We start from the raw sequence: 14,779 nt of genomic DNA, 5'->3' as shown, positions 1-14,779 counted from the left end.
GATGCCATCGAAGGCGGTCCTGCCGTATCCAGGCCCGTATGCCGAACCCTCTAGCGCGACCCTGCTCCGATGAAGCCCTTGTCCTCTTACCCGTCATCCGTGATGGCCGCCCTGTCCGGGCTGCTGGGCCAGCGCACGCGCCAGATCACGCTGGAGACGGCGCTTACCGCCGACGACCTGGTAGTGGAGCGCTTCGTCGCGCGCGAGGGTGTCTGCACACCGTTCCAGCTGCAGATCGATTGCCTTAGCCCGTCGGCACACCTGGACACCGCGCGCCTGGCCACCGAGGAAATCACGCTACGGCTGATGCTGGCCGACGGCACGCGCCGCGCCTGGCACGGCTATGTGCAGAGCTGCGCGGCCATCGGCGGCGACGGCGGCCTGGCTCGCTACCGGCTGACAGTGGGGACCTGGTTCGATCGCCTGCGCGCGCGCACCGATTGCTATGTTTACCAGGACAAGACCGCGCTGGAGATCGTCGAAGACGTGCTGGCCGACTACCCGCTGGCCCAATTCCGCACGGCGGTGAGCCAGCCGCTGCGCAAGCGCTCGGTCTGCTGCCAGTACCGCGAAACCGATCTTGCCTTTGTCACGCGGCTGCTGGCGGAAGAAGGCCTGTCTTATCGCTTCGAGCATCAGCAGGACAACGCGGAGGCGTCTGGCCAGGACGACAAGGCCCAGTCCCGCCATTGCCTGGTGATCTTCGACAACCAGGCCGAACGCCCCGCCTGCGCGCAGCCCAGCATCCGCTTCCACCGCAGCGACGCCACCGAGCGCGAAGATGCCATCGACCATTGGTCGCTGCAGGCCGCCACTGGCACCAACGCCGTTACCGTCGCTTCATGGGACTACAAGTCCCTGGCCGCCACCGCCGGCGACGCCGGCAGCGAAAGCCTGGGCGAATGGCCGACGCTGGAGTCCTTCGAATCGCGCGGCACGTACCGCTTCCCCGACGCCGACGCCGCCCGCCGCGCCGCGCAGCTGCGCGCGCAAGCGCATGAAAGCCGCTACCTGCGCTACGAGGGAGAAGGCAGCGTCCGCGCCCTGGGCGCCGGTGAACGCTTCACGCTGACCGGGCACTTCGACACCGCCGCGAACGAATTCGTCACGCTGGCCGTGCGCCATGAAGCGGCCAACAACCTGGGGGCCGAGGTGGCGTTGCTGCTGGGCCTGTCCGACATCGAGGCGGGCAGCTACCGCAACCGCTTCGAAGCCGTGCGCGCCGATGCCCCGATCGTGCCGGTGTACTCGCCCAAGCCCACCGCACCGGAAGGACAGCCTGCCGTCGTCATCGCCGAAGGCGGGGCCCCGCTGACCACCGAGCGCGATCACCGCGTGCGCGTGCGCCTGCCCTGGCTGCGTGCGCCGATGGCCGACCCCAGAGCCGACACCGCCGCCGACCCGGCCCAGGACGACCTGAGCCAGGTCACCGCCTGGGTGCGCGTGGCCACGGCCGCGGCCGGCCCCAACTGGGGCGCGCATCACCTCCCCCGCGCCGGCACCGAGGTCATGCTGACCTACCTCGATGGCGACATCGACCGCCCAATGGTGGTGGCGCAACTGCACAACGAACAGGACGCCCTGCCCTGGCCCACCACCGATGCCCCGCTGAACACAGCGCTGTCCGGCTGGCATTCGCACAACCTTGGCGACGGCGGCTACAACCAGTGGATCGTCGACGACAACACCGGCCAGCTGCGCATGCGCCTGGCCAGTTCGGCCGCCGACACCCAGCTCAACCTTGGCTACGTGATCGCGCAAGCTCCCGCCAGCGGTGAACGCGGCGCCTGGCGCGGCACCGGGGCCGAACTGCGCACCGACGCGTGGGCCATCGTGCGCGCCGGCAACGGCTTGCTGCTGTCGACCACGGTCCAGGCCAGGGCCGCCGGCACCATGCTCGACATCCGGGAAGCCCGCGGGCAAATCACCGCCGCCGAGCGTACCGCCCAGCGCCTGTCCGATGCCGCCACCTCGCAGCAGGCGCTGCCGCTGGGCGCCGTCGCCGCTTTCGAGCCGCTGACCAAGGCCATCGACCCCCAGCAGGACGGCTGCTATCCGGACCGCGTCAACGAGCAGGACGCCAAGCGCCCGGATACCGGCACCGCTGCCGAGCACTTCGGGCAACCATGGCTTGTCGCGGAATCGCCCAGCTCGATTGCGCTGGCCACGCAAGCCACCACCAGTATCTTTGCCGGACGCCATCTGCTGGGCCTGGCGCAGGCTGACTGGCATGTCGGCGCCGGCAACACAGTCGCCGCGGCCGCGGCCAAGGGCGTGAGCCTGTTCAGTCAGCACAACGGGATTCGCGCCATTGCGGCCGGCGGACCGGTTTCCATCCAGGCCCATACCGATGCGCTGGCAGTGATGGCCGACAAGGCCGTGACGGTGACTTCATCGACCGACGGCATCGAGGTGCTGGCGCAGAAGAAGGTAGTGCTGCACGGTGGCTCGTCGCGGATCGTGCTGGATGGGAATGCGATTACGTTTGAGACGCCGGGGTTGTTGTCGGTGAAGGGGGCTGGGCATCCGTTGGTGGGGGCTGGGGGGAGTCCGGCGGAGTTGGCGGCGCTGCCGGTGGGCACCTCCACTCTGTCCAACGCCATCGACCTCAACTTCCAATACGACGATCTTGAGCCCGTGGAAGGCGCGCCTTACAAAATTGTCTTCAGCGACAACACGATTCGCGAAGGCAAGCTCGATAAACAAGGCTTTGCGAGGGTTGAAGGCGTGCCAAACTTGCCCTACTACGTTGAGTTTGGCGAAGATGAGCGTCCCTGGAAGGCGCCACCGCTCGAAAAATCGACAGAGTACAAGAAGGCACAACCAGAAGCCGAACGACTAATCGAAGCGGAGAGATTGGAGCGAGTGGCCGCTGGCGACCTGCGCGCGGCCGAGAAGAGCTGACAATGAGCCTGACAGACGATATCAGCAAGTTTTGCAAGGACTTGGTGCTCGGTGACTTCGAGGAGGAACCGGGGAATGCCGCGATGATCGTCGGGGGATTGATCTCCCTGATTCCGATCGCAGACCAGGTATTGGACGTCCGGGACTTATCCGGCATGATCTACCGCGTTTCTAACAAGGGCGCCAATAACTGTAAGACGGACGATTGGGTAGACCTGTCGCTTGCCGCGTTTGGCTGCGTGCCCGAACTGGGCAGTCTGTTCAAAACCATCGTAAAGCCGCTGTGGAAACGGCGGGCCGCTTTGCGCGGGACCATGCGGGGAGAGGCTTTCATCAGCGCCATGCTTGGGAAAGCCAAGGGCAAGGCGATCACTTTCATCAAAACGCTTGATTGGGCCGGCAATACTCAACTGGCCATCCAGCAGATGGATGCAGCCCTTACCGCCTGTGACCAATTCCTGGCAGAACTGGAAAAATCGAGGTGGTGGGTGCCGGATTCCCTGGAGGGCCTTGCCCGGGACTTGCGCCCCGGCCTTAAGTCCATCCGTGGCCCACTCCATACCGGCATCCAGCAGGGGATTCGGGCGTTACGTCAATTCGTGACTGAGTTGGTTGGAGAGGATGGCTATCGCGTTGCACAACTCGCGGTTGCCGCAGCGTCGTCTTCCTCTTCGCCTGCTAGCCGCAAAGCTGGGGCTCGGGGCAGCAACGGGCCGTCCCGTTCCAGTTCTCAATCAAGGCAAGCGCCTGCGGCAAGAAGCGATGCCCCTACGCAACGTCGTTCATCACCGCCGGCGGAGCAGCAGCAAGCGAAGCATAAGCAACAAAGAGATACCAATCGGCAACAGGTTGAACGAGGCGGTGGGCCAATGACAACGGCCACCCGGGTCACCCGCGCCTCCTGGAAAGCCATCGGCAACCGTTACAAGGGGCTGATTGGCGAACACATGGCACACTATTACCACATGAGATTGCATGCGCCCGAGGCTTGGCCGCATGGGAAGGTGGAGGGGCGACATAAGGGCGCAGAATGGAAAGGCCCGAAACGCCTAGTCACTGAGCAAAATATGCCTGCTACTCCTACAGAACTGATACCTGATCATTTGGTGCGAGTCAATCAAAACGGGGTTGACGGGGTATGGTCGATGGGTAACAACGTTTTCCACTTTGTTGAGGCAAAAGCAAGTGAGTCCGCCGGGGCACTATTCGGAAAGGCGGCAGAAAGCTGGCGTGAAAGAGTTGATGGAAAGCGCTCAGCAAGAATTCCGCCACCGGCTGGTCTGACAGAGCGTCAGTATGCGCTTTGGTGCATGCTGTCACAGCCGCGCAAGGGTCTACAAATGTCCCTCCCATGGTTGCGGCGGAGCGTCTCACCAACGATGCTTCGAGGAAATGAAGAACACCGCTTTACCTATGTATTTTTCGCCATTCCGAGTGCCAGCCCTCCGAAGGGCTACGCACCCGGGGCAGGTCGCGCCCTAGAAAAAGGAGTTTCGCCTGGCATTATTGAGCATGTAGCTGCCAGCGCGAAGATCGGAGCCATCACTTTATCGGGTGGTGACGTGTATGACCTAGCATTACACGACGAACACAAGCCGACACACGGATTATCAGACCAGTTCTCATATCATGAGCATGATGAGCTCAACGATATCTTCGAGCGCGAGCGAAAATTAGTCGGCACGCGCAATCGAGGAAGACAGACATCGGGCACGCTCTCAAGGCGCAATTCAAGCACAAGACGGAACCCCTAAAGCATTTTTATGGCAGAACGGAAACAACCCTCTCTCTTGCCGTCGTCGGCTTCCTTTAAAAATTCCCGCCGTCAACAATTTTTGTACGAGCCGCTGTATGAGAACGTTAGGGCTCGACTGATTGAAGGCATAGAAGCCTGCAAGGATAATGTTCGGCTCAAGCAGAATCATCCGCATCCTGGCTATCTTCGGGATGCGCAAGGGGGTCTCTACGAGGAGATGTTTTGGCTATGGATGCTTGACTACACTGCCGGAGCCGATCTCGACCACCTTGCAAGGGAATTCGCCTCTATTGTTGAAGAGTTTTGCCGATGGAACGAACTCAATATCCCGTACCGCCTTTATCTGAAAGAAAAATTCAAGGACCGCGGTGACACTGAACTGACAATTTGCTCGGTTGACTTTTTCAATCAGATCGAATACGAAAACGCATTACAACTCTTAAGCATTGCCATCCTCATCCGTGACGGACGCTCTATCAAGAGAATCATTGCAGCAATGGCAAGCAACCGCTATCGCGATGCCTTGTATGAGCAGTTGATCGTCGACTTCGTCCCGGATCCACAGGACGACATGGACGAAGTGATCTTCGCGGAGCCGTATGCGACCCTCGTCGAAGCATACTTTCAACAAGATCCCACGGAATCAATTCGACTAATAAAACATTACCTGAAGGCTTGGTACCGATACCAGGACGGCGCCCGATGGTACGATGGACACAAGAAAATCCAAAATGACGAATCGTTTTATTATGGATATTGGGCTTTCGAAGCTGGCGCGACGAGCTATCTGTTAGATATTGATGACAGCGGCATCGATCATATGGTGTACCCCAAGGATCTCGTAGCCTACGGCAGGCAGCTTCGCGAAAAAAATATTGTCACCAGCGATTTCAGTACCCCCCTTGATTCAAACGATTACCCGCTTAGTCGGCTGCGCTGTGATTCGGGCCAGCCGTGCCCACAAGCGGGGTGGTGGATGACACCGGCAAAAATAAAGAGTCGGCGTTGGTTTGCGAAGGACGAGATGATGCCGGACATCAAGGATAGCGACTTCGGTGCAACGATATGGCAATGGGATATGGACCAGTCCGGCCGCAGCTAATCAGACCTCGAGAATTACGCAAAGAAAATGCGACAAGAGGGCCGCTTCACGAGCGATTCGAAATTATCTACGGGGCAGTAGCATCGGGGACGATAAGCGTTATGAATTTTCAAGCAAAGCGCCGTCAAAAGTTCCTGAGCGAAGAGAATTATCACCTCGCCCTCGCCGAGATTCCGCAGGGAATCGAACTATTAAGATCGGGCCCCGCCGGCTCCGGCGCCTCCCAAGCGGAGGGCTGGCTGATTTCCTATCGCATGATAGCTTCCGATCTGTTCAACCTCCTGGTATTGAAATATACCGGTGGTGAGCCTCTCGAAGACCTTTGCGACGATCTTGAACGGGTCGTGGTGGCTCACGAATCCGCAACCCGGCAACTTCGCGATTACCATCAAGACCCGAACGCCATCGGCTTTCGAGTCGATTCTTTCGATGGATATTGCCCTTGCCTGGGCCTGATAAGTCTCTGCTACCTTCTGCGTCGTCGGGATCTGCTCCCCAGGATCGCCGGGTTGCTGGACGGCCCGGACAACACGAATGTCGCTGCGGATTTTCTGATCGAAGAATTTCTCTCGTATGCACCCATGGATCGCTACGAGAGTCACACCTTGCTGGCGACGAAGCCATTCGAATCCTTGGCCGACGCGATGGACGCCGCCGACAATGATGATGCGCTCAGGCACCTACAGAAATTTCTTAAGCGCTGGTACAAGGACCTCGTCGGAGCGCCGTGGTACGACACTCACAAACCGGATGCCCAAGGACGTACCAGTGGCTACTACGGCTATTGGTCCTTTGAAGCAGCGGCAGCGGTACTCTTGCTCGGTATTGAGGACGACAGCAGTCTCCACCCTTGTCTTTACTATCCAAATGAGTTGGTCTCTTGGGCGAAGACACAGTGAGACTGCTCAGGATGCTGTTGCGGAACGCTACTGAAGCGATGGTGACTTGATCGAGTTTAGATCATATCCGGGCCCACCACGCACGAAGGCCAATCAACATGGCAAGAAAAACTCCACCATTGCTGCTAGCTGAAATATCAGATCTGCCTGGCGAAGCTCGCCAGCAGTTCCTCTACCCCGACCTGTACAAAAATGTACGAAAAGATCTGGTGGAGAGTATTGTAATTTGCCTCGACAGCATTCAGCGTCACGAACTCTCACCTCGCTATCGCGTTAGCGCTCAAGCGAGCGTCTACCTCAATACCTTCTGGCTTTGGAAGTTGGAGTACACCGCGGGCCTACGCCAAACGCTTGCGTGACGCGAACCTCGTCACCAGCAGCTTGGACGCGCCAATTGGCGAGAACGAATGAGCATCCGCAAGGATGGATAGCACCATGAAGCGCTTACTATCCCCGGTCCTCTCCGCACTCCTCGGAGCCATAGTTGGCGCAATCGTGGTACACCAACTCGCGCACGAAGAAACTCCGAAGGTGCACAAGCTGCAGTATCCGTTGATGCTTACCGGCGGAAACTCGGATAGCCCTGCCGCAATGCTGCCCCGGGGGACGTCTCTATATTTCGATCGCACCTTCCCCGAGGGTTTTGTCCGATACAAGGTCTACATCAATGTGGAGAGCACAAAGCTGGAACCTCGGGACGCCACGGAAAAATTCTGGCTAGACCCACTCACTGCAACGCCCTTCGATAAAGACAGCCTGCATGCGCTGCTCACACGCTTTCCACTAGGGAAGCATGACTTTTCAGCTGTGCTCGGCTCGGGCCAATTGACCAAGGAAGAGATACGCGACTTGCTCCGGGCGTACAGCGAATAGTCCGCGTGCAACTTTCGCGCGCAGCTACGCCTCGAGCCTTTCACCGCCCCCTCTCCCGCTCCATCCTCTCAATCACCCCCACCCTCTGCCCACAATCCCCCTCCACCGCCTTGCACAGCGTCTTGTCATCCACCCCCAGCTTGCGCTGCAAGGCCCGAAACTCCCGCAAATAAACCCGCGCCGCCGCCTCGGCCCCCGGCAGCGACAAACGCGCCGAACTATTGGCGCCAACCCACGCATAGTAGTAATGCCCGAGCAGCCGCTCCATCGTATCCTTGCGCCCCCGAGGAATCTCGCGGGCGACGGCGTCGATGCAGGAACGGTACTCGTCGGCGTCGTCATGCATGTATTCCTGGCAAGCCGCCATGGCATGCCGGCTTGCCTGCGCCACGGCTGGCGGCAGTTCCGTGGTGGCGGCTTGGGTAATGCCCGCGCACACGGCCAGTGCGCAGGCGATCAGGTAGGGATGCATTGGCGTTCGGTGCATGGCATTGATGGCGTTTCAGGTTAGCGCCATGGCATGACATCCCCGCGTCATGAAGCAGTCACGATGGGCCCATAGAGTGGCTGCCTGCAGCCGCTTCCCAAAGGATTGGCCACATGACACGCAAACGGTATCTCGTCGCGAGCCTGGGTGCGCTCGCTCTTGCAGGCATCGTTGCCGCCTGCGGTTCCGGGAATGATGAGGGCGGTTCGGCGCCGTCAAGCCCCGCTCCGGTGGCGGATGCTCCGGTATCGGTGAAGATCATCGGTCTTAATGATTTCCACGGCAATCTGGAAGCGCCGGGCGGCAGCGTGGTGGTGCAGGATGCCGCCAACCCGGTTGGTACCCGGGTATCGGCGGGCGGTGCCGCGTACCTGGCCGCGCTGATCCAGACCCTGAAGGCGAAGAATCCGAACAACGTGGTGGTGGCTGCCGGCGACATGGTCGGCGCTTCGCCGCTGGTTTCCGGGGCGTTCCATGAGGAGCCGGCCATTGATGTGCTGGGCCAGATGGGCTTGGAGATCTCGTCGGTAGGCAATCATGAGTTCGACAAGGGCCGCGATGAACTGCTGCGGCTGCAGAACGGGGGCTGCTTTCCGCGGTCCGCCGACGGCCGGCGCGGCATTGTCGGCGTGGACACGTGCATGACCAACGGCGCCTACGCCGGGGCGAAGTTCAAGTACCTGGCCGCCAATGTCATCGACCAGGCGACCGGCAAGCCGCTGCTGCCGGCCTACCGGATCAAGACTTTTGACTGGGCCAAGGTGGCCTTTATCGGCATGACGCTGAAGGACACGCCGTCGGTGGTGACGCCCGCGGGCACCGCAGGCCTGACGTTCGAGTCCGAGGCGGATACGGTCAACAAGCTGATTCCGGAACTGCGGCAGCAGAACGTCAATGCGATCGTGGTGTTGCTGCATGAAGGCGGAGCCACGACGGCGGGCACGGTGAACGACAAGAGTTGCCCCGGACTGAACGGTGCCATCGTGTCGATCGTCGACAAGCTCGATCCCGCCGTGGATATCGTGATCAGCGGCCACACCCACCAGGAATATGTCTGTACCCGGCCGGACGGCAAGCTGCTGACGCAGACGGGCTTCTATGGCCGACTGGCTTCGGAAATCGATATCACCATCGATCCGGCCACGCGCCGGGTCTCCTCCAAGCTGGCGAACAACCGCGTGGCGGTCAACGATCTGGTGATCAAGGACAGCCAGGGCAAGCCGATCCCGCTGCCCGCGGGCTATACGGCGCTGGCCAGGGATAGCGCGGTCGACGCAATGGTCAATCGCTACGTGGAACTGACCGCGCCGATCAAGAATGCGGTGGTGGGCGCCATCACCGCGAGCATCGATCGCACCCAGACCGCGGCGGGCGAGTCGGCACTGGGCGACCTGGCGGCGGACGCCTACCTGGCCGGCACCTCCGATGCGTCGTTCGGGCCGGCGGTGATCGCCTTCACCAATCCGGGCGGGCTGCGCCAGAACTTGACGTACGACGCCGCCACCAATGGCCAGACCACGTTCGGGCAGCTCTACGCCGTCATGCCTTTCGGCAACAGCATGGTGACGATGGACCTGACCGGCGCGCAGATCCTGCGCCTGCTGGAACAGCAATGGGAGGCGCCGCAACCTGCGGGCGGTCGCGTGCTGCAGGTTTCCAGCGGCTTTACCTATACCTGGGACGCGAGCAAGCCGGCAGGCGCCGCCGCGGGACAGGGCAATCGCGTCGACCCGGCATCGCTACGGCTCAACGGCGTCGCCATCGACCCGGCCAGGACCTACCGCGTCACGGTGAACAACTTCATGGCCTCCGGCGGCGACAATTTCACCGTGCTGAAGCAGGGTACGAACCAGCAGGCCGGGCCGGTCGATATCGACGTCTTCGAAGCTTACTTCAGGGCAAAATCCCCTGTCAGTCCCGGCGCAGCGAACCGGATCACGCGCCTGAACTGAAGGAGCGAGCGGCGGCCCGCGCCGCTATGGCCGCGGCGTGTCAGCGGCCAGCCGCATCCAGCTGGCCACGGCACCCGCCCCGGCAAACGCCGCGCCCAACGCCAGCGCCAGACCCGGCCCATGGTCGCCGGCGATGCCGAAGCACAATGCCACCAGCGCCGCCCCCGTGGCCTGCCCCAGCAGCCGGGCCGTGGCCACTACGCCGCTGGCGCCGCCGCTGCGCTCGCGCGGGGCGCTGGTCATCAAGGCCTTGAGATTGGGCGACTGGAAGAAGCCGAACCCCGCGCCGCACAGGCACATGCGCAGACCGATATCGAGCGCACTGGGGTTGGCCGGCATCAGCGCCAGTGACAGCATGCCCGCGCTTAGCACGGCCAGGCCCACGCCACCGAGCACGGCCGGCGGGTAACGGTCGGACAGGCGCCCGGCCAACGGCCCGATCAGCGCCACCACTACGGACCAGGGCGTCAGCAGGAAGCCGGTTTCCACCTGCCCTCGCCCCAGCACGTGCTGGAAGTAGAACGGCAGCGACACAAAGGCCAGGCCCTGCGCCGCGAACGAGCACACCGCGGTCACCGTCGACAGCGCGAACATCGGCCGCCGGAACAGGTCCACCGGCAGCATCGGCGCCGGATGGCCACGCTCGCGCCACAGCAGCAGGCCGAACGCCACCACGAAGACGCCGGCCGCGGCCAGCGACAAGTGCAGCGGCGCGCGCTGCGCGCCCTCGCCCAGCGCGAGGATCAGCGCGGCGAAGGCAATTACGCTGAGCACCGCTGCCACACGATCGAAGCCGTGCGTGCTGCGCGCCGTCTGCGGCAGCGAGCCGCGTCCGATCGCCAGCGCCAGCAGGCCGATCGGCAGGTTGACCGCAAACAGCCACGGCCACGTGCCAACGGACAGGATCACCGACGCCACCGTCGGCCCCACCGCGAACGAAACGCCCACCACCAGCGCATTCAGCCCGAGCCCGCGGCCAAGCCGATGCGTCGGAAAGATGGCGCTGATCAGCGCCGTATTGACGCTCATGATGGCGGCCGCGCCGACGCCCTGCAGCACCCGCGCCGCCGCCAGCGTCGGCAGCGACCACGCCAGCGCGCACACCACCGAGGCGGCCGTGAACAGCAGCACGCCGCCCAGGTAGATGCGCCGGTGGCCGACCACCCCGCCCAACGCCGCGAACGGCAGCAGGGTGGCCACCATCGCCAGCTGGTAGGCGTTGATCACCCACACCGAGGCGGCAGGCGTGGCACGCAGGTCCGCCGCAACCGAGGGCAACGCCGTATTGGCGATGGCGGTATCGAGGGTCGCAAGGGCGACGGCAATCAGGATGGCGGCCATGCCGCGCCGCTCGCGCGAGGTCATGGCGTCCGCCGCTGAGACGGACTGGAGAGGGGCTGTGCTGGACACTGTCTTTACCGGTTGCCGCCGCGGCTAGGTCGGCGGCGCAAGGGCGTCGCCCTGGGCCAGGGGCGCTTAACAGGCAAGACGATACGGGAAAACCCTTCACCTTGCTGAAGACGTCTTCCTATGTATGTACATTGCCGTGGTCGACACCAGAATAGATGATGCTCAACATCTATTGAATAAATGATGGGCATCATCTAAACTTCGCGAAAGCCGGATCCTAAGCGAGGTGGACAGATGGCACGCGCATCACGTGAGCAAACCGACAAGAATCGCGAGGCGATCGAGCAAGCGTCGTCGCGGCTGTTCCGCGAGCGCGGCCTCAGCGGCGTCAGCGTGGCGGAGTTGATGGCCGGTGCCGGCCTGACCCATGGCGGCTTCTACGGCCACTTTGCGTCCAAGGACGCCTTGGCCGCGCAGGCCTGCAAGCGAGCGTTCGAGGAGTCGACCGCGCGCTGGGAGCGTCGTCTCGCCCGTGCGGACGGTGACCGCAAGGCCATGCTCGCCAACCTGGTCGAGCCCTATCTGAGCGCCGGGCATTGCGCCAATCCCGGCATCGGCTGCGCGGCCGCCGCGCTGGCTGTCGATGTCGCTCGCGAGCCCGCCGGCAAGCCGGTGCGCCAGGCCTATGCGGACGGCCTGCGAACCTTGGTCGATGACATGGCGCAGACCGTGTCGTCGGACGACCCGCAAGAACGCCACGACCAGGCGCTGGTGCGCATGGCATTGCTGGTCGGCGCCCTCACGCTCGCGCGCGCAACGGAAGGCGATCCGCTCTCCGACGAAATGCTGGATGCGGCGCGCGCCCACCTGCTGCGCAGCACCGGCTAGTCCCGCGCTTTCCCCAAAACCAGACAGGCATCCCGCCGCCGCGCGCGGCTGGACTGCCCTTCCCATGCCTTTTTCAACCGTCCCGCGATTCCCCACTACGAGAGCCCCATGTTTGCGCAAGCCCTTTCCCGCCGGCTCGACCGGCGCGGCATCCACTACGCGTGGCTGGTTGCCGCCCTGACCTTCCTGGTGATGCTCACCACCTCGGCCGCGCTGGGCTTGCCTGGAGCCTTCCTGCAGCCGCTGACCAGGGAGATGGGCTGGAACACCGACCAGATCTCATCGATCCTGGCGTTCCGCTTCGCGCTGTTCGGGCTGATGGCGCCGTTTTCGGCGCTGCTGATGGACCGCTTCGGCGTGCGCAACGTAGTCTGTGCCGCACTGGCGTTGATTGCGGGCGGCATGGCGCTGGCCACTGTGTCGACCGAGCTGTGGCAGCTCTTTGTGGCATGGGGACTGATGCTGGGGGTCGGCTCCGGGCTGACTGCGCTGGTGCTGGCGGCCGTGGTCGCCAACCGCTGGTTCAGCGCGCGGCGCGGCCTGGTCATCGGCATCCTGACGGCCAGCGCCGCCACCGGGCAGCTGGCGTTCCTGCCGGTGGCGGCCTGGCTGATCGAACGAATGGGCTGGCGCGTGGCGGTGCTGCCGGTGCTGGCGGCGTGCGCGGTGCTGGCATTGCTGGTATTCGGCCTGATGCGCAGCCGCCCCGCCGATGTCGGCCTGGCCGCGTTCGGCGAAGTCCCGGCCTCCACGCCAGTGCCGTCCGCACCTCAGCCCGCTGTGCCGTTCACGCTGAGCGGCCCGTTCCGTGTGCTGCGCGACGCAGCGCGTACCCAGGCGTTCTGGGTGCTGGCCGGCACCTTCTTCATCTGCGGTCTGAGCACCAACGGCCTGATCCAGACCCATTTCATCGCGCTGTGCGGCGACTTCGGCATGGGTCCGGTACCGGCGGCCTCGGCACTGGCGATGATGGGCGCGTTCGATTTTGTCGGCACCATCCTGTCAGGCTGGCTCTCCGACCGCTACGACAGCCGCAAGCTGCTGTTCTGGTACTACGCGCTGCGCGGCCTGTCGCTGTTCTGGCTGCCCCATTCCACCTTCACGCTGTACGGACTGTCGATCTTTGCGATGTTCTACGGCCTGGACTGGATTGCCACCGTGCCGCCGACGGTCAAGCTGGTGGCCACGGCGTTCGGGCGCGAGCGCGCGCCGATGGTATTCGGCTGGATCTTCGCGGCACACCAGATCGGCGCGGCGGTGGCCGCGTTCGGCGCGGGCCTGAGCCGTACGCTGCTGCTGACCTATACGCCGGCGCTCTACGCGGCAGGCGCGGCCTGCCTGGTGGCCGCGCTGATGGCGCTGATGGTCAGCCGCCAGCGTGCGGGGGTGGCCACGGAGGGTGCGCGCGCCTGAGCAAGGCGCGAGGCGCTGTTCGCCTCAGAGCTGGCAGAGAAGGACGAAAACGAGAGAGTGCCGGCGCCATGTGCGCCGGCCATTCAGAATTTCGGGATGCGCAGGGTCTTGCTGACCATCAGCGTGCCCGACAGCGCGAACAGCAGCACCAGCGGATGCAGCACGGCGGGGCCTAATACCCATGCGCCGCCAGGCAGTTCGCCGCCCAGCTGGCCTTGCGACGCGCACCAAGTCAGCACGGCAGTCAGCAGCACGCTGGTCGGGATGGGCGTGCCTTCGAAGTACGCCACCTTGCCGCTGTCGCTGCCGGCCGCCAGCGATTCGGCGGTGACGTTGAAGCGCGCCAGCCGGCTGACGCCGCAGCAGACAAAATAGATCAGCACCGCCAGGTCCCAGCCGCCGCGCATGCCGGCGGCAAAGGCCAGCGTGGCGGGGCCAACGCCGAACGAAATCACGTCGGCCAGCGAGTCCAGCTCGCGCCCCAGTGCCGAATGCGCATGGCGCCAGCGCGCGATGCGGCCGTCCAGCACGTCGAAGATAAAGGCCAGCGGCGCCAGCGCCGCGGCCGTATAGAAATGCGCCAGCTGCTGCTCCGCGACAAAAAACATCGCGAAGAACACCGACCCCATGCCGCAGGCCGCGTTGCCGAGCGTGAAGACATCGGCCAGCTGCAGTTCGCGCAGCATCGAGAAATGGCGGGGGCGTTCGGGCCGGGTGTTCATGGCGCGGGCTTACAGGACCTTGGACTCGTGGTGCACGTTGGGCGGCGCGGCAAAGGTTTCCGCAACCAGGCCGCGCCATTGCTGGAACTCCGGCGATTCGCGGAACAGCACCATATGGTCGTCCACGGTTTCCCAATCCACCACCAGCGTGTACTGGTCGGGCTGCTCGATCGAGCGGAACAACTGCACCCCGTGGCACCCGTGCGAGCGCAGGAACAGCGGCGTGGCCTGGCTCACACCTTGTTCGAACTGCTTGTCCATGCCGGGCTTGATGGTGATTTGCGCGATTTCCTTGATCATGTCGTCGTGGCGATGAAGTGGTTGCCGGCGCCGGTCGGGTACCGGCGAGTCTCTACTACCTTAGCACGATCGCGACGTCACTTGCCCGCGGCAAGCATTCCGTTACAAGCAGGGGTTAGCATCGTCCACCTTG

Annotated in this window: 13 protein-coding genes; 9 read left to right on the top strand and 4 right to left on the bottom strand. The window is 63.4% G+C overall.

The window, feature by feature from the left end; genetic code table 11:
- The first annotated feature begins 69 nt into the window (after positions 1-69).
- The 6 genes from AC3FMM_RS11760 to AC3FMM_RS11735 all read left to right on the top strand — a co-directional run bounded on the left by AC3FMM_RS11760 (position 70) and on the right by AC3FMM_RS11735 (position 7,534).
- Positions 70-2,904: a type VI secretion system Vgr family protein gene (locus AC3FMM_RS11760; RefSeq protein WP_240987815.1), complete on the top strand. Its 2,835-nt coding sequence runs from the start codon at positions 70-72 to the stop codon at positions 2,902-2,904.
- Positions 2,905-2,906: 2 nt separating this feature from the next.
- Entirely contained in the window at positions 2,907-4,658 is a 1,752-nt protein-coding gene (locus AC3FMM_RS11755; RefSeq protein WP_147309754.1) for a hypothetical protein, read from the top strand.
- Positions 4,659-4,667: 9 nt separating this feature from the next.
- On the top strand, positions 4,668-5,762 hold the full coding sequence (locus tag AC3FMM_RS11750) for a PoNe immunity protein domain-containing protein (RefSeq protein WP_116314294.1): 1,095 nt from the start codon (positions 4,668-4,670) through the stop codon (positions 5,760-5,762).
- Between the two features lie 101 nt (positions 5,763-5,863).
- Positions 5,864-6,661, top strand: coding sequence for a PoNe immunity protein domain-containing protein (locus AC3FMM_RS11745; RefSeq protein ID WP_116314293.1), 798 nt, complete (start codon positions 5,864-5,866; stop codon positions 6,659-6,661).
- 98 nt (positions 6,662-6,759) lie between these two features.
- On the top strand, positions 6,760-7,020 hold the full coding sequence (locus AC3FMM_RS11740) for a hypothetical protein (protein WP_147309753.1): 261 nt from the start codon (positions 6,760-6,762) through the stop codon (positions 7,018-7,020).
- A gap of 76 nt (positions 7,021-7,096) precedes the next feature.
- A complete protein-coding gene (locus tag AC3FMM_RS11735) occupies positions 7,097-7,534 on the top strand; it encodes a hypothetical protein (protein WP_473704473.1) in 438 nt (145 codons plus the stop codon).
- Between the two features lie 40 nt (positions 7,535-7,574).
- On the opposite strand, the gene AC3FMM_RS11730 is transcribed toward AC3FMM_RS11735, so the two are convergent.
- On the bottom strand, positions 7,575-8,006 hold the full coding sequence (locus AC3FMM_RS11730; RefSeq protein ID WP_488686640.1) for a hypothetical protein: 432 nt from the start codon (positions 8,004-8,006) through the stop codon (positions 7,575-7,577).
- 128 nt (positions 8,007-8,134) lie between these two features.
- On the opposite strand from AC3FMM_RS11730, the gene AC3FMM_RS11725 reads away from it, so the two are divergent.
- On the top strand, positions 8,135-9,973 hold the full coding sequence (locus tag AC3FMM_RS11725; RefSeq protein ID WP_488686639.1) for a bifunctional metallophosphatase/5'-nucleotidase: 1,839 nt from the start codon (positions 8,135-8,137) through the stop codon (positions 9,971-9,973).
- Between the two features lie 24 nt (positions 9,974-9,997).
- Here the strand turns inward: AC3FMM_RS11725 and AC3FMM_RS11720 are convergent, their stop codons facing one another.
- On the bottom strand, positions 9,998-11,338 hold the full coding sequence (locus AC3FMM_RS11720) for an MFS transporter (protein WP_488686638.1): 1,341 nt from the start codon (positions 11,336-11,338) through the stop codon (positions 9,998-10,000).
- A 279-nt stretch (positions 11,339-11,617) separates the two neighbouring features.
- Here AC3FMM_RS11720 and AC3FMM_RS11715 point away from each other — a divergent pair, with 279 nt between their 5' ends.
- Positions 11,618-12,211 (top strand): TetR/AcrR family transcriptional regulator, encoded by a 594-nt coding sequence (locus AC3FMM_RS11715; protein WP_116314290.1) that lies wholly within the window; start codon positions 11,618-11,620, stop codon positions 12,209-12,211.
- A 108-nt stretch (positions 12,212-12,319) separates the two neighbouring features.
- Positions 12,320-13,624 (top strand): MFS transporter, encoded by a 1,305-nt coding sequence (locus AC3FMM_RS11710; protein WP_326347129.1) that lies wholly within the window; start codon positions 12,320-12,322, stop codon positions 13,622-13,624.
- Between the two features lie 83 nt (positions 13,625-13,707).
- Here AC3FMM_RS11710 and AC3FMM_RS11705 read toward each other — a convergent pair whose 3' ends face one another.
- Both AC3FMM_RS11705 and AC3FMM_RS11700 read right to left on the bottom strand, forming a co-directional pair.
- Complete coding sequence (locus AC3FMM_RS11705; RefSeq protein WP_115683142.1) at positions 13,708-14,346, bottom strand: CDP-alcohol phosphatidyltransferase family protein; 639 nt, start codon at positions 14,344-14,346, stop codon at positions 13,708-13,710.
- A 9-nt stretch (positions 14,347-14,355) separates the two neighbouring features.
- Positions 14,356-14,646: an antibiotic biosynthesis monooxygenase family protein gene (locus AC3FMM_RS11700; RefSeq protein ID WP_115683143.1), complete on the bottom strand. Its 291-nt coding sequence runs from the start codon at positions 14,644-14,646 to the stop codon at positions 14,356-14,358.
- Positions 14,647-14,779 lie beyond the last annotated feature (133 nt).

The sequence above is a fragment of the Cupriavidus sp. 207A1 genome, from assembly GCF_057798955.1.
This window is presented reverse-complemented; position numbering and strand designations above follow the sequence as displayed.

Coding starts and splice junctions, on each gene's coding strand:
- AC3FMM_RS11710 (WP_326347129.1), top strand. CDS start 12,320: ATGTTTGCGCAAGCCCTTTCCCGCCGGCTCGACCGGCGCGGCATCCAC.
- AC3FMM_RS11700 (WP_115683143.1), bottom strand. CDS start 14,646: ATGATCAAGGAAATCGCGCAAATCACCATCAAGCCCGGCATGGACAAG.
- AC3FMM_RS11745 (WP_116314293.1), top strand. CDS start 5,864: ATGAATTTTCAAGCAAAGCGCCGTCAAAAGTTCCTGAGCGAAGAGAAT.
- AC3FMM_RS11705 (WP_115683142.1), bottom strand. CDS start 14,346: ATGAACACCCGGCCCGAACGCCCCCGCCATTTCTCGATGCTGCGCGAA.
- AC3FMM_RS11720 (WP_488686638.1), bottom strand. CDS start 11,338: ATGACCTCGCGCGAGCGGCGCGGCATGGCCGCCATCCTGATTGCCGTC.
- AC3FMM_RS11715 (WP_116314290.1), top strand. CDS start 11,618: ATGGCACGCGCATCACGTGAGCAAACCGACAAGAATCGCGAGGCGATC.
- AC3FMM_RS11730 (WP_488686640.1), bottom strand. CDS start 8,006: ATGCATCCCTACCTGATCGCCTGCGCACTGGCCGTGTGCGCGGGCATT.
- AC3FMM_RS11725 (WP_488686639.1), top strand. CDS start 8,135: ATGACACGCAAACGGTATCTCGTCGCGAGCCTGGGTGCGCTCGCTCTT.
- AC3FMM_RS11740 (WP_147309753.1), top strand. CDS start 6,760: ATGGCAAGAAAAACTCCACCATTGCTGCTAGCTGAAATATCAGATCTG.
- AC3FMM_RS11760 (WP_240987815.1), top strand. CDS start 70: ATGAAGCCCTTGTCCTCTTACCCGTCATCCGTGATGGCCGCCCTGTCC.
- AC3FMM_RS11735 (WP_473704473.1), top strand. CDS start 7,097: ATGAAGCGCTTACTATCCCCGGTCCTCTCCGCACTCCTCGGAGCCATA.
- AC3FMM_RS11750 (WP_116314294.1), top strand. CDS start 4,668: ATGGCAGAACGGAAACAACCCTCTCTCTTGCCGTCGTCGGCTTCCTTT.
- AC3FMM_RS11755 (WP_147309754.1), top strand. CDS start 2,907: ATGAGCCTGACAGACGATATCAGCAAGTTTTGCAAGGACTTGGTGCTC.